The organism is Ruegeria atlantica (assembly GCF_013032005.1).
Lineage (GTDB): Bacteria > Pseudomonadota > Alphaproteobacteria > Rhodobacterales > Rhodobacteraceae > Ruegeria > Ruegeria atlantica_A.
In genome coordinates this window covers 512,977-533,006 of the sequence record NZ_WQBE01000001.1, presented here as the reverse complement: position 1 = coordinate 533,006, position 20,030 = coordinate 512,977, and the positions used below count along the sequence as shown (strand labels likewise).

Below are 20,030 nucleotides of genomic sequence, written 5' to 3'. Positions count from 1 at the left end.
GACTACCTACTGGCTTTCGTCGATTGTGCGGTCGCGTTCCTGCAACGCACGTATCCGCATCCGTTGCGCGGCCTGAATATGCGCACGCATTTCCGTCTCGGCCGCAGCACCATCACGGGCTTTCAACGCGATCATGATGCGCCGATGTTCGGCCACTGCCGCCTCAGCCCTGTCACCATCCAGCAGTTGCGATGGCCCAAGGATCAACAGCGCCTTTTGAAGCGACAGCATGGATTTCGTCAAAAACCGGTTTTTGGCCGCGTCAAGCAAAGTGGCGTGAAAAACTCTGTTAATCCGTGCCGTATCTGTACCGGTGCCCGCTTCGGCCAGCCGGTCTGTCAGCACGTCCAGCTCATCCAGTTCGACTTCTGACGCCGCGCGTGCTGCCAGCCGGGCTGCGGTACCTTCCAACACCGCGCGCATTTCATAGAGCTCCATGATCTCGGCGTAATCCAGACTTCGAACGGTCGCGCCCTGCCGGGGAACATGGGTGACAAGGCCATCGGCCTCAAGTTGCCGGATCGCCTCACGTACAGGGGTACGGCTGACGCCTAATCGTTCGGACAACTCGACCTCGCGCAGGCGTTCGCCGGGCAAAAGCGTGCCTTCGCGAATTTCTTCCAGTAAACGCTTATACGCGGAATTTCCTTGCGGACCGGGCTGGAAAGGGTCGTCCTGAATTGTCATTGCGGGCTCTCTTGTCATTATGTGTCCTGGTGTATACAAGTGGATACAAAGCGAGTCAACAACGCCGGAATTCTTCCCTTGTCCGACCAGTTAAAGACATCTTCTCTTTTGTTAAGACGGGCCGTTACACTCGGCCTTGCAGTATTGGGAACGGGAGTATTCTGGGCATTGAGCTTGCCGTTGCCCTTTCTATTCGGCCCAATGAGCGCTTGTCTGATTGCGGCCTTGGCTCACGCCCCCATGGCGGGTTTCGGTCAGGTCTCAGTCGCGGCTCGCACAATATTGGGTGTGGCGGTTGGGGCGTCTATTACACCGGCCCTGTTTGTTGAATTGCCAAAGATGGCAGCATCGATTGCGCTGATCCCGTTCTTCATACTTTTGATCGCGCTGGTTGGGGTGCCATTCTTTCGAAAAGTCTGGGGCTTTGACACCACAACCGCTTTCTACGCGGCTATGCCCGGTGGATTGCAGGACATGATCATCTTCGGTTCCGAAGCCGGGGCAAACCCGCGTACCCTATCCCTGATCCATGGCACGCGTGTGCTGATCATCGTGACGCTGGCCCCTTTGTTTTTAACCGTGTTTTACGACGCACAACTCACCAACCCAATCGGAGAGCCCGCCCGCGATCTTCCCTTGCATGAACTGGCTCTTATGGTTCTGGCGGCCATTGTCGGCTGGAAAGGCGGCGAACGGATCGGCCTGTTCGGCGCGTCCATACTGGGACCAATGATACTGACTGCGGCGTTGTCTCTGGGGGACTTCATTCATACCCGCCCGCCGCGCGAGGCCATCCTTGCGGCGCAGTTCTTTATCGGCTGCGGGATCGGTGTAAAATTTGTTGGCGTCACATGGGTTGAATTGCGCAGGGTTGTGGCAGCAGGCTTTGCCTATGTCGTCGTGCTAGCCATACTTGCGGCCGCCTTTACTGCTGTCGTCACTACACTGGGCTTCGGTCAGCCGGTCGAGGCATTTCTTGCTTTCGCACCCGGCGGACAGGCTGAAATGACGGTTCTAGCCATCGTTTCCGGGGCAGATCTTGGCTTTGTGATCACCCACCACCTGACGCGGATCGTTCTGGTGATCATCGGCGCGCCCATCGCGGCCAATCTTATCTTGCGTTGGTCCAAATCTCGGGATTGATCATGTGAATCGGAGCATTCTCGGCATAGGCGTTCACCTGATCGAAGATGTCGGCAAACTGCAGGTCGAACTCATCTTCGGTGACGAAACCGATATGCGGGGTTGCGATCAGATTGGGATGCGACAGCAACGGATCATTCGGATCTGTAAGGGGCTCTGTATCAAAGACATCAATTGCGGCCTTGCCAGGACGACCCGCGTTTAACGCGTCAAGCAACGCACCGGGAACAATTAGCCCTGCACGGGATGTATTCACAAACAGCGCGTCTGCTTGCATCTGCGCGAAATCTGACGCCGTGACTATCCCATGCGTGTCTGGTTTCAGGCGCACATGGATCGAGACGACGTCACTGTTGGCAAAGAACGCGTCGCGGTCGGGCGCGACTTGTACTCCATCTGCTTGTGCCCGTGCCCGGCCTTCGTCCGAAGACCACCAGACGACGTTCATACCGAACGCCTCGGCATAACCAGCGACGGCACGGGCAATACGGCCATAGCCATAAAGTCCCACCTGCCGCCCCCTCAGTGTTTTGCCTACTCCGGCCTGCCAATGCCCCGCCTTGGCCGAGGCTATCTGTGCAGGTAAATCGCGCATCCCAGCCATGATCAGCGCCCAGGTGAGTTCGGCAGCGGCATATGAGGGCGTCCCGCCATGCATGTTCGAACACAGCAGTACGCCGTGGTCCGAGCATGCCTGCACATCGACATGGGGGTACACGCTGCGCTGGCTGATAAGTTTCAGGTTGGGCAGTTTTTCAATCAAGGTGCGACTGATTTTGGTGCGTTCGCGAAACAGCACCAGCGCCTGAGCCTGATGCAAGCGCGCGGCCAGTTCGTCGGTGTCTTCGACATGATTGGTCCAGACCTTCACGTCATGTTTAGAAAGCTTCCCAAAACAGGGCAGACCCTGCAGCGTATCAAACCAATCATCCAGAATGTGAACCTTCATCGGCTTTCTATACCCTGCCCTGTTGTCAGCTTTCTTGGTGTCGGCACAAAATGCTGCGCGTCGAGTGCGGCAAGCGCATTTCGAACGCGTTCGCTTTGATCAAGTAAATGGTTGAACTGCTCATCGCATCCGGCGATCGGTGTTGGGTATTCCGCCATGTCCCGTCTTAGGGCCGCCTGCGCCAACCTGAGTTCCTGACGCGCAATAAGAAGGCATTCAGAATAGTCATCCATCGCGGCATCCTTAAATTGTATACCGAAGTATACTAAATTATGATCCCTATTTCAACTCCCGTTCCATACAGATTCCGGCACATAGACATGTCCATCCGCCAACTTCCGCGCGGTCCGCACCAGACCTGCCGAGTTGACTTTGAACTCCTGGCCATTTGAAAAGTCCACCAACACGTCGATGTTGCCTGATGCATGTTCCAGCACAACATCAGCCGGGCTTGCCTCGGGTCGATCCAACAGACTGTCGGCGACTGTTCCGGGTGTCAAAGCGCAAGACGCCATACATTGTGCGCCGGTAACAGCCATGGTCGGATGAGTTTTCCACGGCATGAAATACCGAATTGCTAGGGTTCCACCTTTCTTGGCGGGCGCGACAAGGCCGAATTTGGGTGTCACTGATTTTGACACGTCCCCCATGCCCATCAATTTTCCGGCTTCGATCCGAACCGCTTCCATCCGGTCAAAGAAACCGCGGTTGGCATCCAACTCATCAGCGCTTTCATACCCTGTCAGGCCGAAATCTGAGGCCCGCGCGATGGCCATTGGCATGGCGACATCCATACAGGTCAGCTCGATCCCCTGCACTGTATCGCGCAGGTGTCCGGTGGGCAGGAACGCACCGGTGGCTGATCCTACAACTCCCATGAAACTAAGTTGTACCGGCGCTGATTGCCCGGGAACCCCGGCGATTTCTGCATCGCCTTCATAAACCAGCTCTCCCCCCGGCGTCTGCACTTTGGCTACAACACGGGCACCCGTGTTGACTGCGCGAATGCGAACCTCCGTCACATCACCTTGTGGCTGGAACAAACCCATTTCGATCGCAGCCGGAGCGACGCCGGACAGGATGTTGCCGCAGGTGGGTTTGAAATCGACCAACTTCTCTTCAACTGAAACCTGCGCGAAGAAATAGTCGATATCGGCCCAGTCATCGTCGCTGACAGACAGCATTGCAACCTTTGTGGTCACCGCTGTGCCACCACCGATCCCGTCGATGTTGATTGATTGCCCTGCCCCAAGGGCCGCGACCAGAACGTCAGCCAACCTGTCCCGATCTTCGGGCAGATCAGAGCGGCGGAAATAAGGCCCCCGCGAAGTGCCTCCACGCATGAAAATATACGGGATTGCTGTCTGGGTCATAGCGAACCGTCCTTTACAAACCGTGTGAGATTTTTTGTGAATTCAGCCCCGTGCTGCGTGCTGTTCATCAGGTCGGGCATCATTGGACCGCTTACTTCAGTGGCCATGGCAAGCTGACCATGTCTTGCAGTAGACCCGGCGGGAAATCCCGGTTCAGAGCACCTGCCATGAAGCACATGAAGCCAATACCGCAGGCGGTCAGGATCAGAGTTAACCGCCAGTCCGCCCCGGAACGAATGCGAAAGAAGGCGATCAGGAACCCAAGCAAGGCGAGGATGAAACCCACAACCCAAGTGGCCGCGATCAAACTGGCGAACCATGCCAACGTAGACCAGAGGCCGTGAGGCGCGCTCGCGTCCTCGCCGGCGATCTCTTTGTCGGCAAAGATTGGATCACCCTCGGGCCGCCGCATCATCTGGATCAGCAATACAACGCAACAGAACAAAGACACGCTGCCGACCACCAGCGGGATGATCTTGTCGGTCATGTTGTAGTTGGGGATCATATTGGCGTTCACCAAAGCGATGATCAGATAGGCCATGATCACCAGCAGGAAGATAAGCGGCGCACGTTTGGTGCCTGCTTGAACCTCACCCTCGGCCATGATCATCTTGGCTTGTCGAATACCTAGAATGATCGAAACAACCGTAACCACGATCAGCACGATGACGATTGGGCTGAACACGTACTCCATCCCCTCACCAAAGCTTTTGCGGAACCGGAAAGAGGCGATCTGGAACGCCTGATTGGTGAACTTCTCAACCGGGTTTGACAGGACAAAACCGATCAGGAAAGCCGGGCGCGACCAGTCGAAACGGCGCAGGAAGATGCCAATAAGACCGATGACAAACAAGGCCAGAAGATCTTCGAAATTCTGACCAGACTGAAAGGCCGCAAAGCTGATCAGCATGAACAGGAACGGCGCCAGATAGGTGAAGCGGATGGTTGTCAGTTTGGCGATACCGCCCGAAGCGGCGATACACAGAATGGTTCCAACGACGTTGGCCAACGCCAACAGCCAGACGATGGAATAGGTAATGTTGAGATTGTCCTTGAGCATGCTCGGGCCAACCTCAATGTCGCCAGACCCCAACAATGCAACTGCACCGATGAAAATCGCCATCGATCCCGAACCGGGTATACCAAACAGCAGAGTAGGAACAAGCCCACCACCCTCTTTCGCGTTGTTCGAGCTTTCCGGGCCAATGACCCCGCGCACTTCGCCCTTGCCAAAGTTGCTCTTGTCTTTGGTGGTTTGCACCGAGTGGCCATAGGCGATCCAGTCGACGACCGAACCTCCGAGGCCGGGGATGACGCCGACAACCACACCGATGATCGAACACCGGACCGACAGCCAGATATTCGCAGCCCAATCCTTTACACCATCCAGCCATCCAGCCCCCAGCGAGGCCCCCTTGGCGATAGAACGATCCTGTCGCAGCAAAGAGACGATTTCGGGGACGGCAAAAATACCCAAGCCCACGATGACCAGTTTCAGACCGTCTGTCAGATAAGGAATGTCGTAAGTCGCCATCCGCAGCGACCCGCCCGCATCGGCCTCACCGATGGTGCCGACCATCAGGCCCAAACCCGCAGCAGCGATACCTTTCAGTGGAATGCGCCCCGCCAAAATAGCGACCATCGACAGGCCGAGAATGGTGATCATCAGCATCTCGGGCAGGCCAAAGGCCAGCACGATTGGTCGCGCGATCAGAATGAACATGGTCAGGAAGGTTGCGCCAACGAGCCCGCCAAACAACGAAGACGAAAAGGCCGCTGACAAGGCCCGCGCAGCCTCGCCCTTTTTCGCCATGGGGAACCCATCCAGCACCGTGGCCTGCGAAGCAGAGCTGCCGGGAATACCCATCAAGACAGATGCGAACGTGTCCGAAGTGGGCACAACTGCGACCATCCCGATCATCAGCGCCAGCCCCAGGATCGGGTCCATGCCGAACATGAATGGCAGCAACAGGGAAAGACCGGCTATTCCACCGAGGCCAGGAAAAACCCCTACGGCCAGCCCCATGACAACACCCAATATTAGGTATCCCAGAACGATGGGTTGCAGGATCAGACCCCACGCCTCTCCAAGCGCAGGAAGAGCGGTGGCGAAAACCTCCATAGCGGCCGCCTTTCATAAATTGTATTGTGTATGGAAAAGCGCGCGCCCTTCGTTACAGGCGCGCGCTGCGGCTTATCGGCTTAGTTCAGCTCGACGCCATAGGCTTCTTTCAGCCAATTCAGGACATATTCCTTGGCATTGTCGTCGACATTGGTTGCCGTCTGCAGTGCCGACTTAGAACCGTCACCGACGAAAACCGGGTATTTCCCAACGCGCTTGGAGGAGATATCAGCAAAATCCCCGCGCTCAGTCACAGCCTGAAATGCGGCGGTATAAGCATCGACCACTTCCTGCGGTGTGTCGCCCGGCAGAAAGGCCAGTTTCTGTACCGGGAAACCAGCAACGAAGAAGGCTTTCCATGCGTCCCAGGCCTCGCCGCTGGTTTCACAACCATCAGTGGCCTCGCAAACCTCTTTGAAGGTCGGAATGTCCGGGAAAGTCGGGTCGCGGACGATGTTACCGTCAGCATCCAGTGCGCCCCATGTCATCATTGGCACGGCCTGACCGGCCTCAACCAGCGGTGCCGAACCGCCCAGATACCCGGACGACGTCTGGTAGTCGATATTGGCTTCACCGCGCTCAAACATCAGTCGACCATCGCCGCGACCCTTGATGCCGAATACCGGCTCAACATTCATACCCAACATTTGCCATGCCAAAAGCGGCACGAGGTCCAGCCGGGTCGCGCCCTGCGAACCGTAAATGAAGTTGGTCTCTTTCAGTGCATTTGCGGAACCATCAAACTTGGCGCCGTCCTCGGCGTTCAGATAAGCGACACCGCCGGTGCCGGACGCCATCACCGGAATCCAGTCATTGTATTCATAGCGGACGCGCGGATCGCTCAGCAGATACGGGAACTGTGTCGAACCCGAGGTGCCGAACAGCAAGGTTCCATCATCATGCGCCTGTTCCTGGAACCAGTTGGCACCTTTGGTCGAACCTGCGCCTGGCATGAACTTAACAACCACGGTTGGCTGTCCTGGCAGAGCCTCGGACAGAAGTGGTGCAAAGAAATTGGCCCATTTGGCCGAACCGCCCGTTTCCGAGAACGGGATGACCCATTCGATAGTCTTGCCTGAGAAGTCGACCTCGGCTGCGGCGGGTGCCGTGAGACCGGCGGCGGCAATCAGCCCCACGACGGCGCGACGGGTGAATTTGGTATTGGCCATTGGTTCCTCCCTGTTGACCAGACAACCATGCCAGCGACTGTCGCGCCACCATGATCGTAAATAGAACTGTGGGGTTGATTCCCCCTCCCATCTGGCAATCATGGAGTGCCAACCTTGCGCGAAACTTGCAGGAGACCCGATGCGGATCGTCATCGTCGAGGATAATGAACCCCTTGCCAACGCAATTGCCTATCGTCTGCGAGACCGCGGACATGCAGCAGATGTACTGACCGACGGCGACGCAGCGGACCTGTATCTTGAACAGGAAAGCGCGGACTTGATCGTTCTGGACATCAACCTGCCAGGTCGGTCCGGGTTGGAAGTCCTGAAATCGCTGCGCAACCGTGGAGACAGTGCGCCCGTAATTCTGCTGACAGCACGCACTGAGACAAGCGACCGGGTGTCTGGTTTGGACATGGGGGCCGATGATTATCTGGTCAAACCCTTCGAAATGGACGAGTTGGAGGCACGCATCCGGGCGCTTTCACGCCGCAAACAGCTTGATTACGGAGCGCGGGAAAGCATCGGCAGCCTAGAGTTCGACCGCACTGCTCGTCAGGTCAGCGTTAAGGGTGAGGTGATGGATATTCCGCGACGGGAAATAGCGGTGCTGGAATGCCTGTTGGAGCGTCGGGGCAGGATCGTTCCCAAAAGCCAACTAACTGATTACGTCTATGGTGTAGGGGCGGATGTCGAGGTTTCGGCTGTTGAACCTCATGTGTCGCGACTGCGAAAGCGCCTTCAAAACCTAGGTATAAAGATTAAGACAGCCCGCGGTCTGGGGTATCTGCTTGAGGTGCAGAAGTGATCAACCACGGCTCGCTCAGGCTAAGGCTGTTCATTCTTATCCTGACACCTTTGGTGTTGCTTGCAGTGCTGCTTGGGTTTTGGCGTTTTATGGTTGCCCAGAAGACCGCTCAGGAGCTTTTTGACGACAGTCTACTCTCAGCTGGCCTGGCAATTTCGCGGGATGTGGCGATTTCGGGCGGTGATGCGTTGTCGCCCACCACACGCAGTCTGATCCGCGACGCATCGGGCGGTGAGATCTTCTATCATGTGACTGGCCCCGGCGGCATTTACGTGACGGGTTATGCCTACCCTCCGGCATCCGCGAACTCGTCGGTGCAAGAGGTGTACAAGCCACAGTTTTTCGAAGCGATCTACCGCGATGAACCGGTGCGCGTTTTAAAGATGACAGAACGTGTGACCTTGGAAAATCTTGTTGGTGATGCGACGGTCACGGTTTGGCAACGGATGGCGGATCGCAACGCATTTGCCAATGAACTGTCCATTCGCGCCGGAATTGTCATGGGCATCCTGCTGGCCACCTTGGCTGTTGTGGTATGGTTCGGCGTGGCGCGTGGCCTGAGACCATTGCTGGATTTGCAGGACGCAATCGACCTTCGTTCGCCAGATGACTTAAGTGAGATTAAGCGTCCTGTCCCGGACGAAGTGCAAGGTGTTGTAAAGACCTTGAACCGGCTCTTTGGGCAGGTCGAACACAGCATCAACGCCCATCAGGTTTTCATATCCGAAGCAGCTCATCAGTTGCGGAATCCGGCGGCCGCAGTCCAGTCGATGGCCGAGGCGCTTCGGGATGCGAAAACGGATGAAGACCGAGAAAAACGCATCCACGAGCTTGTGTCAGCCGCAAAGAACTCGGCAACGGTGGCCGAACAACTGTTGTCACTTGAAAGGCTCAGGCAACCGACGCACCAGGATCAAATGGATGAGATTGATTTCCGCTTGGTTGTGGAAGAAGCCTGTGCCGAGATGGGTGTTCACATCCTGGCGAAGGGTATCGAGTTTGACGTTACGATGCCCGAGGCGGCGATCATGGTGTCCGGTGATCGGGTGTTTTTAACTGAGGCCCTGAAGAACCTTTTGGACAACGCAGTAAAGCACGGCGGCACCAAGTTGAGCCGAATTTCTGTTGTGCTGCAGCGTGACGAAGGCGCGGTCAGTGTAACCGTAGCGGATGACGGAGCGGGCCTTTCGCCCGATCAAAGCGAAGCGGCTTTCAGTCGGTTTTCGCAACTGGACTATTCCGAAGGCAGCGGGTTGGGGTTGTCAATCGTTTCAGCCGTGGCTCAACGGCATGGAGGATCGGTGTCGATCAACCAAGTCGAAAAAGGAGCAAGCCTCACGCTTGAGCTTCCAATCACCCTTTAAAACGGACGAATCCGTATGCTGAGCCGTGAAACCGCGCATCTAAATGTATGGCGGCGTGTTATTGCCGCTCGCTCTTCGCGGATAGGCATAGCATGGCTCAATCCACGGATTTGAAAAGAATTTCCGGGATTTCCCCTTTGAACTCGGGTAATTTTGACCCATCTCGGCGACACATTTTCCAAAGGAGAGACACATGTCGCGTACTATCATATTGGCCGTGGTCATCATTGCCGCTGGCGCAGGAATTTATTTTTACACTACCCAACCAGACCCCACACCCGCCGAACAATTGCAATCGGCGGCAGAGGACGCTTCTGAGGCTGTTAGCGAAGCGGCAAGCTCTGTGACCGAGCAAGCCAGTGAGGCCGCGTCCTCCATCTCGGAACAGGCCTCAGACGCTGCTGAACAAGCAGGGCAAACAGCCACGGATCTGGCTGATCAGGCCGGTGATCAAGTTGCCGCCTTGGCAACTCAGGGCCAGGATCTGCTAAATTCATGGATTGAAGACGGCACACTGACCCTTGATAATTTTGACTATGACACGTTGGTCGCCTCGGTTCAGGAAAGCGATCTGGCGCAGAACCTAAAAACACAAGCCATCCAAATTCTGGACGATATCAAAGCATCGCCTGAAACGATCGCGACAAAGATCCAAGAACTCAGCAATCTGCTGTCAGGACAGTGAAACTCGGCGGGCTGCCATTCGGGGCAGCCCGTCCTCTTTTGGCGTAATCATTATTCTAATCACGTCATCTTGCGTGTCGATTGTTCTTCCACACCGCATTTGATTGGTTGCGAACCAGCGGAACGCACACCAAGTCCATTGCCGCTGTGCCGCTCAATCGGAAAGAGCGACTATGACCACCCTGTCTCCGACCATGTTCGGAACCGATCTGACACAAGACGGACCTTCCGGTGAGGCCACCGGCACGAAAATCAGGCGCGGGTTGCGGCCAAGGTCCAAACCCGTTTCACCGATGGACGCCGGCAAACCGACATTTCAGAACGGCTTGCTTTGAAAGATGTGGTCTCAAGCTTGACCAGTGCTTCGAAAAAGAGCGATGGAAAGGTGATCATCTCGCCTTAGCAAAAAGACGCTCTGGTTGAGGGGGGTATGCTCGGCGCGTCTAGAGTGTTGTTCTCGCTGTGCCAGAGGGTTTGACCGGTCAGCGCGTTGCTGCTGATCGGCGGGCCGAAGCTCGTATTCCGACTTCGCCCACAATCATACAAAATTACTGATAATGATTACTTAACAAAGTATTATGAAACTTATTTCAACTACGGAAATTCACCCGATCACCTGTGTTTTTCGGGGGGATGTTCTGGGGCACGACCTCGGCTTGCACCTTCACGAAACTGTTATAATTTGGCGGCATGGCAACCGCTCGAATCGAAAACTTGGTAAGGCTCAAAAACTCTGAGGTGATAGCTCAGGGTAATCGGCAGTTTGTTTACCAACACCCTGATACGTCTGACGCGCTTCTAAAAGTCCCGCAACCGGACACGACGGATGGCCAGGGCGGTCTTTTGGGCGACACATGGTTCGATCGAACGTTTCGGCGATCTACTGTATTCAAAGGTTTCTTGCGCGAGTTTCACGAATCCTTTGACCTTATGGTGCGTTACCAGCACAGGGATGAGGCTATTCCTGTTTGTGAGGTCCGGGGTGTTGTGCAAACCGATATCGGCCTTGCCCTCGTCTATGAACGAATTTCCGAACCCGATGGGAAGTTGTCGCCCAGTCTGAAGGAATTGGCGAAAAGCGGGGGCTTGACGCAAGAACATTTGGCTTCCCTGCACAAACACTTCGATATGTTGATCGAAGAACAGGTCCTTATCAGCAACAAGAATACCGGCAATATTGTCTATCAAACGTTTTCTGACGGGTCTGGCCGCTGGGTGTGGATAGACAGTTTTGGTAGCAAGCAGATCATTCCCGTTCGCCGCTGGTTTCGGTCTTTAAACCGGCGCAAGATCAATCAGATCAGAGAGAAATTTACGACCGTTGCCGAGAACGCTTTGCTCTCGAAGTCAGAGCGTTAGTCAACAAACCTCTCTTTGGCCAAAGAAAAAACTCACTGGGTATCGGTCAAATATTGATTGCCCAAAATAAAACGGCCGCAATTTCTTGCGACCGTTTGAAATTTGTATTTTGCAGCGATTAACGCTTGGCTATTCGTAACATATAAAATCAATATATAAATCAGTTAGTTACATTACTATTTAATTTTATGCTAATAATCTGCTAACAAATTCAAAATACTTAAGCCGCCTTCTTAGCTCGCTTTTTCAACATGTTTTCAATAGCTTCGTCAAGCTCACCAGCTTCTGTAGCATCCTTCAAAGTAGCCAATGCTCCCTGCACATCTTGCAGTGATTTTACAAACACAGCGTTGCCCTTTCCAAGTGCTAGCGCCCTGCTCCCATACTTGCACTGTACATACCAACCACCGTCTTGCTCAAAGAACCACGCACGCACTGCACGCATCTTTTCAACAAGCACTTGCTAGCCGTGCTCGTTCTTCGCCCACGTCCTTTTTGCCACGTCGTAGCTCTCGCCTTTCCTTGCTGCCGCCACCACGTTCATCTGCTCCTCAATACCTGCAACCAGTTTCTGCCTGCGGTGCTGCACAGGATCCTGTTTGTTGCAACGGATGACGGACTTGACTGTTAACTTGGATAGGTTGGACATTTTGTTACTCCTTGTCTCTTCTGCACAAGCTTGCTGCCTTCCCCCTCCAAAATCGACCAAAAACAATATCTTAGATGCATCCTCTTGCTGCTCTTGCAGCCTACACTTTAATGCGTGCAATACAGCAGCGGAAGACAATCGTGCCCGCACATTGTTTGACGAAGGCGCGTAGCGCGCCGTAAAGATTGGCTCAACAAATGGTGTAGATGCAGTTGCGCGCGCACAACATGTCGCATATGCTCGTCAAAAACGCAGGAAAATCGTATGCAGTTCGTATTGCCTCCAAGCAAAAGTGATATTTATCCTCAAAATCGCCGCGTTGCGCATGATGCAATTGGAAAAGCGATTGGTCGCGAGGCTGCTTACCGCACAGATGATAGCCTACTTGTCCAGGGCGACTCTCTGCAACTTGTTAAGAGCATGCCAGATAACTCTGTCGACCTTATCCTCACAGACCCACCATACCATACGACAAAGAAAGCCAACATCTACGGCGATGCGAGCTTCACTGACAATCAAGAGTATTTGACTTGGATCGATGCCTACATGACGGAATGGCAACGTATCCTTCGCCCAAACGGCACTATCTATCTGTTCTGCTCGTCTGAGATGGCACCTTTCATCTATGTGCAAGCTTCCAGCAAGATGAACATGCACAACATCATAACTTGGACCAAGCCTAATGAACCAGGTTATGATGGCTGGAAGCAGAAGATGAAGAAGACTGCACTCCGACAATGGTATCCACATAGTGAAAGAATAGTCGTTTGCTCCCCAGCAGCAGACGGCAACCTGAAGCGTTCGCCATTTGGCTTATTCCTTAAGGATTGCCGCCGTAAGTGCGAAATGAGCTCAAACTTACTGACTGAAGTCATTGGAGCATATGGAAAGGTCAACAATGGTGGTGCCGTATCCAATTGGGAAACAGGAAGAAATATCCCAAGCCGCGATCAATACACCAAGATATGTGACGCCTTTTTAGCGACAGGTCATATCGACCTTATGCCCGCCTATGAGGATGTAATACGCGCATTCAATATCGATCCCCAGTTGCCCTTTACCGACGCTTGGGATCACATGAATGTTCGTCAGTATCGTGGCAAGCACCCAGCAGAAAAACCGCTAGACCTCCTCGAACTAGTAGTCTCAACCAGCAGCTACCCTGGTGATGTTGTCCTTGATTGCTTTAACGGATCAGGCAGCACGATGATTGCTGCGAGAAAACTCAATCGACGTGCTGTGGGCCTCGAAATTGAAGATAAGTGGATCGAATACGCGCGTAACAGTCTGCAAGCATCTGACCAGCAAAGCGAACATATAACTGCAACTACTGCACGCTCGGCGAAGTCTACTAAGACAACCGCAGACTATCAGCCCCTACCCTTGTTTGAGGAAGAGGCGCGCGTTCCTACCTAGCACTTCCTCCATCCAATCAAGCGTAGGCAGGATACCTGCATCTTTGCAAACTACGTTACAGTGATGATGTCCCCAACCAAGGTTGTAAGGCTTGTGATTAAACTCGCCAAATGCAAGCTCTTTGATGTGGAATAGATTAATCTCTGTTACTGTTAGATCGTGCCGCTCGCGCCCTGATGCCTGCGGAAGTCGACTAAGCATTCCAGCCGCACTGATTGGCTCTAAGCACAATGGGCACACAAGTTCATGGTCTGCGTTTAATATGCGAGCATCAACAAGTTCATCGTAGTTGAGCAATCCAAGTTGCGCTGCACGTTCCTTTACAGCTTTGCTACGGCGATCAATGTCTTCGGCAATCATACCCGCGTCGAGCATCTTCTCAACCGCATCAACTGCATGCCAAAATACTGCTTCTAGCTGTAATCTCGTCTCACTTAAAGCTTTGGTATCTGCATACTCATATAGCCGAATGCCAGCTCCCTTTAGACCAGTGCTTGTGTATCCTCTATTGATACGCTCATCAGCGCTTGCTGTGGTATTGGCAATACGAGCTGCAAACTGACCATTAAGAGGCGCTTTGCGAGATGAAGGCTCAACTAAACCCAGTTCGTCTGGCGTATATCGCAGCCAATCTTCACGTCGTTCATAATACACAAGTGCATTCGTTCCTACATCGAGCCCAAAACCACTTAGATCTTGGTTATGCAATTCGAAGTAGTCACGTGGAGGCACAAGAACAATAAAGCCATTCTCGTAAGTAATGTGTTTGATCGCATCGTGCTCTTGCCAAACACTAAAAGGTATCAGAACTGTCGAATTTCGACCAACGCGATTTTGAAAAATTTGATCGTCGTCAGCCCCTCTAGTCTGACCAGTTTTATAGATCTTCCTGTCCAGTAGCTTCGGCAGCTTCGGTAGTCTTGCCATAGAATCCATCCATCAATTGCTACAGCAACACAACCTATTCAGGCGCAGGTGGCAAGTGCAAAGCTTGAAAGGTGTAGCAGGTAAGGTATTGTTCACGCAGCAAAGCTATAGGGAGAGGCGCTATGAGTGACTTCGAGTCTTTGATTAAGAAGCAAGGATATACCGTCGAGCAAAGACGCGCTGGCAGAATGACGCACCCGCGTGACCGCATGCTGTTGCAAGCAGACAATATGCTTAAGAAGCTGGCGAGCTATAAGAAGCCCAGTCAACTTGATAGCAAGACAAGCAACAGCAATTGGTGGTCAACAACAGCGGTTAATGGTGAACGCATGGTCTGCATAAAGTATGGTTCGAAAGTTGTTCCCAACACGAGCGTGTATGTGACTGATACTGTCGCTGATGTTACAAAAGCAGTTGAAGCGTTGAAGGCTGCTGCATTGGAAGCAAGCGAAGAGCTTTGGGAGGCTGAAGAAAAGCGACGAGCTGAAGCAAAAAAGAAGAACGAGGATTGATCACGCACCGTTACAAGCTGAAATTTTTATCACGCAAAAAACAAGCACCTTTGGCTTCAAAGCATAAATAGCTTTGGAGCTTTTTTATGACTTATGAAAATTTTGAACGCTTACTTAAGGCGGTTTATGCTGAGTATTTGCTGCTAGAAGATGATTGCAAGGCTGGAGCTTGTGAGCGAACGCTTGCGATTTTGGGCAACATGATACGCGAGAAAGATGGTAGGAAACGGAAGCTTGCTGAAATTGGAAGCACAGGAGAAGCAAAACGCAGCAACGCAAAACGCGCACGTGGCAAACTAGTGCAACAGACAAATGCTAGCAGCCCTCAGTCGCCCCTTAAGCCAGTAAAAACTACAAAGAAAAATGAACTACGACGATAGTGAAGCGCGGAGCAAGCTGCGAGATTGGCTGGTTGCGCAGGATTTTACTGTTTTTGGAACGCTAAAGTTTACTGACGGCAGTGAGCTAACAGACACGCATGGCGAGAGAACAGTGCGCGCGTTTTTTAGCGCGCTGGACAGAGCTTATTTTGGGCACGCAGTTGAAAATGTTGGAATGAGGCACAAGCGCGTAGTGTTTAGACACACAGGCATAAGCAACACAAATTTACACTATCACTTCCTCGCAAAACCACACACTGCCCCTCTGCTTTATGCTCAACTCGCTTCTAAACAATGGGCAAAGATGAGTAGTTGGACGATGGGCGCAAGCAATACACAGATTGAGCTTGTGCGGAGCGAGGAGGCAACGGCAACTTACATACTACACGAATACGGCAAACAAGGCGCAGACTGCATTTGCTTGTCTGCATCTTCGTTGCAGCCACCATCGCGTTCAGCACACAGCTATCGCAACCTCGCACAGCTTCGCAGACTGCTTAAGCTGCAACAAAACGAAGCAGATGAACACTGGATAAGCAAAGCAGGCTGCGTGCGGTTTGTGGACACATAGCAGAACAACACTGCACGCGCAGAAACACGGCTAAGCTTGATGATGCGCACAAGGCGGCAACGCTAAGAGTTACGAACACTGTTTGTAGCTAATCCCTAGTTTTTGCCAAATCCAAATACTTCAAAACAAACGAAGTTTTCGAGCAGGAGTTAACGGACATGAAATTGATAAACTACACATACATGAAGCTGTTGGAGATTGATGAGATTGACACAGCAGAAGAGCTAAGCAGCATTTGGTGCAAGAAAAACAGAAACTGGTTTGCTTGGCAAAAACACGCAGGGCACGACTTTAGCGTGGACGCTGCGATAAACTGCTTGGCTTACACGCGGACACGGCTTGTTGAGCGAAGCGACGGCAAAGGCAAAAGAGGCTTGGCAGAGATAGAACAGCTACTGAGCGACTACTTACTACACAAACACAAGATCGCTGAAATTGCAGACACAGCTACATGACCCGTTTTGTTTTAAACTTCGTAATATCTAACATTCTTACAGAATGACATTTGATTACAAAGACTTAACTTTATTGCCTTTTTCGATCGTTTTGCAAAATGTGTGGTTTTACAATGACTTGTGACAGAAACACACATTTTGGGTGAGACATGAAACAAGCAAAGCTCCTGACACAAGCAGAACAGAAACGTATTTACGCAGTCATCAACGCACATCGCTACAGTGCAAGAAACCATGCAATTTTTGCATTCAGCTTTTTTGCTGGGTTACGCGCTTGTGAGATTGCAGCGCTTAAGATTGGCGACGTGTTTGATGAACAAGGTAATGTACGTGACACAGTTTACTTGGCAGCTACGCAGACAAAGGGGGATGAAGCTGGCACTGTGCTTGTGAGCAAGCGATTGAACAAAGCGCTAACTTCATATGCTGCTGCTTACGCCCGTCACGTCAGTAAACCAACCGCCCCGTTATTTTTCAGTGCAAAACGTGGCGGCTTCAGCGCGCAAACGATCGTCAACTTATTTGCCAGGTTTTATGCGGCGGCTGGAATTAAAGGCGCAAGCTCGCACAGTGGTCGCAGACAATTTTTGACTGAACTTGCAGACAAGGGTGTTAACGTGCGGGTGATACAGGCGCTGGCGCGGCACAAGGACATTAGCACGACACAGCGCTATATTGACTACAACGAAAGCAAGCTACGTAATGCGATAGAATTGATTTAGCTTTGTGCTTTGCTTGCTTTCGCTATTTCAAAAAACGCCTGTTCGCCAAGCTCACCAGCCTTGTATCGCCGCATTGCTTCCGTCAAAAATGCATCATCCTGCATTGCAGCGCCGTTTTCTGCGCTGCTTTTCTTTTTTAGCACAGTGCGCGTGATTTGCTGTCTGCGCTGCTTTGAGACGACATGGCTATAATGCGTTTCAATCTGCTTCACCTTACAGCCCATGTTCAGCGCCAAGTCGTAAACGCTCACATCGCCCTTCTCTAAACGCAAAGTCGCGTATGTATGCCGCAAACTGTACAAACTGCGCCTGTCACCATCCCTGTCGTTCAACAACCCATCTTGCCGTCCGTAAAAATCAATCGCACGCAGATATTGCTGAAAGCTCTTGTTTAAATCGCCAATCTGCGTCGCATTGCCATCCGCATCATGCTTTTGCCCAAACCAAACCCAGTCATTTGCTTTTGTGTGCGGTGAGATTTTTTTCCACTCTTTTAGTGCATTGTTTGCGCCAGTCTGTGTTTGCACAAACCGTGCCTGCCCCTTCTTCGTCGCCTTGCTTACCCGCACTTCCGCAATGTGTTCTTCTTTCCCGTCCACAATCTCATCAAGCTTAACATCGCTCCACTTCATCTCGCGTGCTTCACCTACGCGCAAACCGCTGTGCAACAAAAACATGATGAAATAGGACAGTTGAGCACGGTGCATTTTGTGCCAAGCGTTCAATCCTTCGCTAGCAAACCTGCCCACGCAATCCCTATAGCTGCGCAAATTTCGCACTAGCACCAAGTATTCGCGCCCCTTGTCAAAGCCAGCACGCCTGTTTGGTGTCCTATCTTTTTCAGCAACACGCATCTTAAACACCTGCTGCATCCGCCCACGCTCAAACGCATCGTAAAAAATTTGATTAAGCGCGCTTTGCTCCATCAACAGCGTTTTTACGGCAGGTGTGGACTTTGCGTTTGCAGTCCCGCGTGTTTTGCTGCCGCGTCGTTTTGGGTTGTATGCACGTAATTTTTCCGCCTGCTCGCTCTGCCAATAGCCTTTGCGCCAATCCCAATATCCAGCCGCAAACTGCGACGTAATATCGTTAAGCAGCTTTGAGCTTTTGTCTGCATTTGAAAAGTAGTCTTTAAAGTAGCGATTGAAGTACATTTTGTGCCAGCGCGCACGTTCATCTTTCCACGTGCCGTTGCGCAAATTGCGTTCGTACCAATCGTTCCAATGCTGTTCAAAAGTGTATTCGTCTAAGCTGTGCCCCATCCGCGCTGCCTGCTGCAAACGCAAGTATTCCGCATGTGAAAACGCATACGCATCTTCGTACTTCGTCAGCTTTGTGCTGCGTGTAATGTAGCCTTTATGCCCAGCAATTTTTAGCCGCATGTACCATGTTTGCTGGCGATGACTTTTTGAGTTTGGGACAGCAACAGACAAGTTACGCTGAAACAGCAATAATGCGCCGCCGTAATGCTCTTGTCTGTTCTCGTAAAACGCCAAAACTACCCCGTTTCACACATGCCTTATACGCTAAAAATATGCTAATTTCGCTAACTTTAAACGTCAATGACTTCAACGCGATGCTAATAAACTGCTAACAAAGAAAAACGCCCGCAAATGAATACGGACGTTTGATTTAATTGAGTTTTTAGCTCGTTCTGCGTTAGCGCTTGGAGAACTGGAACGAACGACGCGCTTTGCGCTTACCGTATTTCTTACGTTCTACAACGCGGCTATCGCGGGTCAGGAAGCCAGCGGCTTTCAGTGCGCCACGCAGCGACGGATCGTACAGTTGCAGCGCTTTCGAGATGCCGTGCTTGACCGCACCGGCCTGACCGGTCAGGCCACCGCCTTTGACGGTTGCGACAACGTCGAACTCACCTTCTACACCAGCAACCTGGAACGGCTGGCGCAGGATCAGCTGCAGAACGGGACGAGCAAAGTACTTGTCCTGATCCTTGCCGTTTACGGTGACCTTGCCGGAACCCGGCTTGATCCAAACGCGGGCAACAGCGTCTTTACGCTTGCCGGTGGCGTAGGAGCGGCCCAGCTCGTCACGCACGGGTTCACGCACGATGACTTCTTCGGCCACGGTTTCAACGCCTGCGACGGCGCTCAGCTCTTCGAGAGTATTGATCTGATCAGCCATCGGTCATTAGCTCCGGGTGTTTTTCTTGTTCATGGACTTAACGTCCAGAACTTCGGGCGCTTGCGCCTCGTGGGGATGCTCGGCACCGGCGTAAACGCGCAGGTTGGTCATAACCTGACGCGACAGGCGGTTGCCCGGCAGCATACGCTTGACCGCTTGGGTCACGACGCGCTCGGGGTGTGCACCCTCGAGGATCTGCTGCTTGGTGCGCGACTTGATGCCGCCCGGGTGGCCAGTGTGCCAGTAGAAGTTTTCTTCGCGCTTCTTGCCGGTCATCTGGATTTTGTCAGCGTTGATCACGATGACGTTGTCGCCCATGTCCATATTCGGGGTGAACGACGCTTTGTGCTTGCCACGCAGGCGCATGGCGACGATCGAGGCAAGACGGCCCAGAACAACGCCCTCGGCGTCGATCAGGATCCATTTCTTGTCGATGTCTGCAGGTGTTGCAGAAAAGGTTTTCATGGCAGGATAGTCCTGTTTGATGTGAAAGACCGCCCCAAATCAGAGCGGCCCGAATTCGATGGAGCGTATTTAGAGGCCCCTGCAGCGCAGGTCAACAACACTAATCTCTTTTAAATATAGTAATATCAAT

At 52.6% G+C, this 20,030-nt stretch carries 24 protein-coding genes; 12 read left to right on the top strand and 12 right to left on the bottom strand.

The annotated features are described in order from the left end of the window. Positions 1-6: 6 nt before the first annotated feature. Positions 7-687 (bottom strand): GntR family transcriptional regulator, encoded by a 681-nt coding sequence (locus GOX21_RS02605; protein ID WP_170375290.1) that lies wholly within the window; start codon positions 685-687, stop codon positions 7-9. A 168-nt stretch (positions 688-855) separates the two neighbouring features. Between GOX21_RS02605 and GOX21_RS02600 the strand changes: the two genes are divergently transcribed. Next, positions 856-1,830: an AbrB family transcriptional regulator gene (locus GOX21_RS02600; RefSeq protein WP_254428440.1), complete on the top strand. Its 975-nt coding sequence runs from the start codon at positions 856-858 to the stop codon at positions 1,828-1,830. Here GOX21_RS02600 and GOX21_RS02595 read toward each other — a convergent pair. From GOX21_RS02595 to GOX21_RS02575, 5 genes are all read right to left on the bottom strand, one after another. Continuing rightward, positions 1,799-2,779 carry a D-2-hydroxyacid dehydrogenase family protein gene (locus GOX21_RS02595; protein ID WP_170375288.1) on the bottom strand — a complete coding sequence of 327 codons (981 nt, stop codon included), beginning with the start codon at positions 2,777-2,779 and terminating at the stop codon, positions 1,799-1,801. The two genes, GOX21_RS02600 and GOX21_RS02595, sit on opposite strands and share 32 nt — an antisense overlap. Then, positions 2,776-3,012, bottom strand: a complete 237-nt coding sequence (locus GOX21_RS02590; RefSeq protein ID WP_170375285.1) for a hypothetical protein — start codon at positions 3,010-3,012, stop codon at positions 2,776-2,778. The genes GOX21_RS02595 and GOX21_RS02590 overlap by 4 nt, the downstream gene beginning before the upstream one ends. Before the next feature lie 51 nt (positions 3,013-3,063). Then, positions 3,064-4,152: a 4-oxalomesaconate tautomerase gene (locus GOX21_RS02585; RefSeq protein WP_170375284.1), complete on the bottom strand. Its 1,089-nt coding sequence runs from the start codon at positions 4,150-4,152 to the stop codon at positions 3,064-3,066. Positions 4,153-4,243: 91 nt separating this feature from the next. Beyond that, positions 4,244-6,274, bottom strand: coding sequence for a tripartite tricarboxylate transporter permease (locus GOX21_RS02580; protein ID WP_170375282.1), 2,031 nt, complete (start codon positions 6,272-6,274; stop codon positions 4,244-4,246). Between the two features lie 80 nt (positions 6,275-6,354). Further along, a complete protein-coding gene (locus GOX21_RS02575; protein ID WP_170375280.1) occupies positions 6,355-7,443 on the bottom strand; it encodes a tricarboxylate transporter in 1,089 nt (362 codons plus the stop codon). A gap of 139 nt (positions 7,444-7,582) precedes the next feature. Between GOX21_RS02575 and GOX21_RS02570 the strand changes: the two genes are divergently transcribed. From GOX21_RS02570 to GOX21_RS02550, 5 genes are all read left to right on the top strand, one after another. Further along, a complete protein-coding gene (locus GOX21_RS02570; RefSeq protein ID WP_170358417.1) occupies positions 7,583-8,251 on the top strand; it encodes a response regulator transcription factor in 669 nt (222 codons plus the stop codon). Then, positions 8,248-9,615: a sensor histidine kinase gene (locus GOX21_RS02565; protein ID WP_368039985.1), complete on the top strand. Its 1,368-nt coding sequence runs from the start codon at positions 8,248-8,250 to the stop codon at positions 9,613-9,615. The genes GOX21_RS02570 and GOX21_RS02565 overlap by 4 nt, the downstream gene beginning before the upstream one ends. 193 nt (positions 9,616-9,808) lie before the next feature. Continuing rightward, positions 9,809-10,300 carry a hypothetical protein gene (locus GOX21_RS02560; RefSeq protein WP_170375278.1) on the top strand — a complete coding sequence of 164 codons (492 nt, stop codon included), beginning with the start codon at positions 9,809-9,811 and terminating at the stop codon, positions 10,298-10,300. A 172-nt stretch (positions 10,301-10,472) separates the two neighbouring features. Further along, on the top strand, positions 10,473-10,634 hold the full coding sequence (locus GOX21_RS02555; RefSeq protein WP_170375275.1) for a hypothetical protein: 162 nt from the start codon (positions 10,473-10,475) through the stop codon (positions 10,632-10,634). Positions 10,635-10,989: 355 nt separating this feature from the next. Further along, positions 10,990-11,658 (top strand): YrbL family protein, encoded by a 669-nt coding sequence (locus GOX21_RS02550; protein WP_170375273.1) that lies wholly within the window; start codon positions 10,990-10,992, stop codon positions 11,656-11,658. Positions 11,659-11,878: 220 nt separating this feature from the next. Here GOX21_RS02550 and GOX21_RS21485 read toward each other — a convergent pair whose 3' ends face one another. After that, entirely contained in the window at positions 11,879-12,118 is a 240-nt protein-coding gene (locus GOX21_RS21485) for a hypothetical protein (RefSeq protein WP_368039984.1), read from the bottom strand. 3 nt (positions 12,119-12,121) lie between these two features. Further along, the gene (locus tag GOX21_RS21480; RefSeq protein WP_254428439.1) at positions 12,122-12,307 is read right to left on the bottom strand and encodes a hypothetical protein; all 186 of its coding nucleotides are present in this window, start codon (positions 12,305-12,307) and stop codon (positions 12,122-12,124) included. Between the two features lie 264 nt (positions 12,308-12,571). Here GOX21_RS21480 and GOX21_RS02540 point away from each other — a divergent pair, with 264 nt between their 5' ends. Continuing rightward, positions 12,572-13,723: a DNA-methyltransferase gene (locus GOX21_RS02540; protein WP_170375270.1), complete on the top strand. Its 1,152-nt coding sequence runs from the start codon at positions 12,572-12,574 to the stop codon at positions 13,721-13,723. Here GOX21_RS02540 and GOX21_RS02535 read toward each other — a convergent pair. Then, a complete protein-coding gene (locus GOX21_RS02535; RefSeq protein WP_170375268.1) occupies positions 13,685-14,650 on the bottom strand; it encodes a BstXI family restriction endonuclease in 966 nt (321 codons plus the stop codon). The genes GOX21_RS02540 and GOX21_RS02535 overlap by 39 nt on opposite strands. Before the next feature lie 122 nt (positions 14,651-14,772). Between GOX21_RS02535 and GOX21_RS02530 the strand changes: the two genes are divergently transcribed. The 5 genes from GOX21_RS02530 to GOX21_RS02510 all read left to right on the top strand — a co-directional run bounded on the left by GOX21_RS02530 (position 14,773) and on the right by GOX21_RS02510 (position 17,290). Next, positions 14,773-15,162: a hypothetical protein gene (locus GOX21_RS02530; RefSeq protein WP_170375266.1), complete on the top strand. Its 390-nt coding sequence runs from the start codon at positions 14,773-14,775 to the stop codon at positions 15,160-15,162. A gap of 86 nt (positions 15,163-15,248) precedes the next feature. Beyond that, the gene (locus GOX21_RS02525) at positions 15,249-15,542 is read left to right on the top strand and encodes a hypothetical protein (RefSeq protein ID WP_170375264.1); all 294 of its coding nucleotides are present in this window, start codon (positions 15,249-15,251) and stop codon (positions 15,540-15,542) included. Further along, positions 15,526-16,113: a hypothetical protein gene (locus GOX21_RS02520; RefSeq protein ID WP_170375262.1), complete on the top strand. Its 588-nt coding sequence runs from the start codon at positions 15,526-15,528 to the stop codon at positions 16,111-16,113. Before GOX21_RS02525 ends, GOX21_RS02520 begins: the two co-directional genes overlap by 17 nt. Before the next feature lie 158 nt (positions 16,114-16,271). After that, complete coding sequence (locus GOX21_RS02515; RefSeq protein ID WP_170375260.1) at positions 16,272-16,568, top strand: hypothetical protein; 297 nt, start codon at positions 16,272-16,274, stop codon at positions 16,566-16,568. 149 nt (positions 16,569-16,717) lie between these two features. Next, positions 16,718-17,290 (top strand): tyrosine-type recombinase/integrase, encoded by a 573-nt coding sequence (locus tag GOX21_RS02510; RefSeq protein WP_170375258.1) that lies wholly within the window; start codon positions 16,718-16,720, stop codon positions 17,288-17,290. Here the strand turns inward: GOX21_RS02510 and GOX21_RS02505 are convergent. The 3 genes from GOX21_RS02505 to rplM form a co-directional block, all read right to left on the bottom strand. Further along, the gene (locus GOX21_RS02505) at positions 17,287-18,786 is read right to left on the bottom strand and encodes a site-specific integrase (RefSeq protein WP_170375256.1); all 1,500 of its coding nucleotides are present in this window, start codon (positions 18,784-18,786) and stop codon (positions 17,287-17,289) included. The genes GOX21_RS02510 and GOX21_RS02505 overlap by 4 nt on opposite strands. A 163-nt stretch (positions 18,787-18,949) precedes the next feature. After that, positions 18,950-19,435, bottom strand: coding sequence for a 30S ribosomal protein S9 (gene rpsI, locus GOX21_RS02500; protein ID WP_039535473.1), 486 nt, complete (start codon positions 19,433-19,435; stop codon positions 18,950-18,952). 6 nt (positions 19,436-19,441) lie between these two features. Continuing rightward, positions 19,442-19,900 (bottom strand): 50S ribosomal protein L13, encoded by a 459-nt coding sequence (gene rplM / locus GOX21_RS02495; protein WP_170348665.1) that lies wholly within the window; start codon positions 19,898-19,900, stop codon positions 19,442-19,444. Positions 19,901-20,030: the final 130 nt, after the last annotated feature.

Excerpts from the sequence above, each read along its gene's own strand:
- GOX21_RS02605 (WP_170375290.1), bottom strand. The coding sequence starts at position 687 with ATGACAATTCAGGACGACCCTTTCCAGCCCGGTCCGCAAGGAAATTCC.
- GOX21_RS02595 (WP_170375288.1), bottom strand. The coding sequence starts at position 2,779 with ATGAAGGTTCACATTCTGGATGATTGGTTTGATACGCTGCAGGGTCTG.
- GOX21_RS02590 (WP_170375285.1), bottom strand. The coding sequence starts at position 3,012 with ATGGATGACTATTCTGAATGCCTTCTTATTGCGCGTCAGGAACTCAGG.
- GOX21_RS02585 (WP_170375284.1), bottom strand. The coding sequence starts at position 4,152 with ATGACCCAGACAGCAATCCCGTATATTTTCATGCGTGGAGGCACTTCG.
- GOX21_RS02580 (WP_170375282.1), bottom strand. The coding sequence starts at position 6,274 with ATGGAGGTTTTCGCCACCGCTCTTCCTGCGCTTGGAGAGGCGTGGGGT.
- GOX21_RS02575 (WP_170375280.1), bottom strand. The coding sequence starts at position 7,443 with ATGGCCAATACCAAATTCACCCGTCGCGCCGTCGTGGGGCTGATTGCC.
- GOX21_RS02570 (WP_170358417.1), top strand. The coding sequence starts at position 7,583 with ATGCGGATCGTCATCGTCGAGGATAATGAACCCCTTGCCAACGCAATT.
- GOX21_RS02560 (WP_170375278.1), top strand. The coding sequence starts at position 9,809 with ATGTCGCGTACTATCATATTGGCCGTGGTCATCATTGCCGCTGGCGCA.
- GOX21_RS02555 (WP_170375275.1), top strand. The coding sequence starts at position 10,473 with ATGACCACCCTGTCTCCGACCATGTTCGGAACCGATCTGACACAAGAC.
- GOX21_RS02550 (WP_170375273.1), top strand. The coding sequence starts at position 10,990 with ATGGCAACCGCTCGAATCGAAAACTTGGTAAGGCTCAAAAACTCTGAG.
- GOX21_RS21480 (WP_254428439.1), bottom strand. The coding sequence starts at position 12,307 with ATGTCCAACCTATCCAAGTTAACAGTCAAGTCCGTCATCCGTTGCAAC.
- GOX21_RS02540 (WP_170375270.1), top strand. The coding sequence starts at position 12,572 with ATGCAGTTCGTATTGCCTCCAAGCAAAAGTGATATTTATCCTCAAAAT.
- GOX21_RS02535 (WP_170375268.1), bottom strand. The coding sequence starts at position 14,650 with ATGGCAAGACTACCGAAGCTGCCGAAGCTACTGGACAGGAAGATCTAT.
- GOX21_RS02530 (WP_170375266.1), top strand. The coding sequence starts at position 14,773 with ATGAGTGACTTCGAGTCTTTGATTAAGAAGCAAGGATATACCGTCGAG.
- GOX21_RS02525 (WP_170375264.1), top strand. The coding sequence starts at position 15,249 with ATGACTTATGAAAATTTTGAACGCTTACTTAAGGCGGTTTATGCTGAG.
- GOX21_RS02520 (WP_170375262.1), top strand. The coding sequence starts at position 15,526 with ATGAACTACGACGATAGTGAAGCGCGGAGCAAGCTGCGAGATTGGCTG.
- GOX21_RS02515 (WP_170375260.1), top strand. The coding sequence starts at position 16,272 with ATGAAATTGATAAACTACACATACATGAAGCTGTTGGAGATTGATGAG.
- GOX21_RS02510 (WP_170375258.1), top strand. The coding sequence starts at position 16,718 with ATGAAACAAGCAAAGCTCCTGACACAAGCAGAACAGAAACGTATTTAC.
- rpsI (WP_039535473.1), bottom strand. The coding sequence starts at position 19,435 with ATGGCTGATCAGATCAATACTCTCGAAGAGCTGAGCGCCGTCGCAGGC.
- rplM (WP_170348665.1), bottom strand. The coding sequence starts at position 19,900 with ATGAAAACCTTTTCTGCAACACCTGCAGACATCGACAAGAAATGGATC.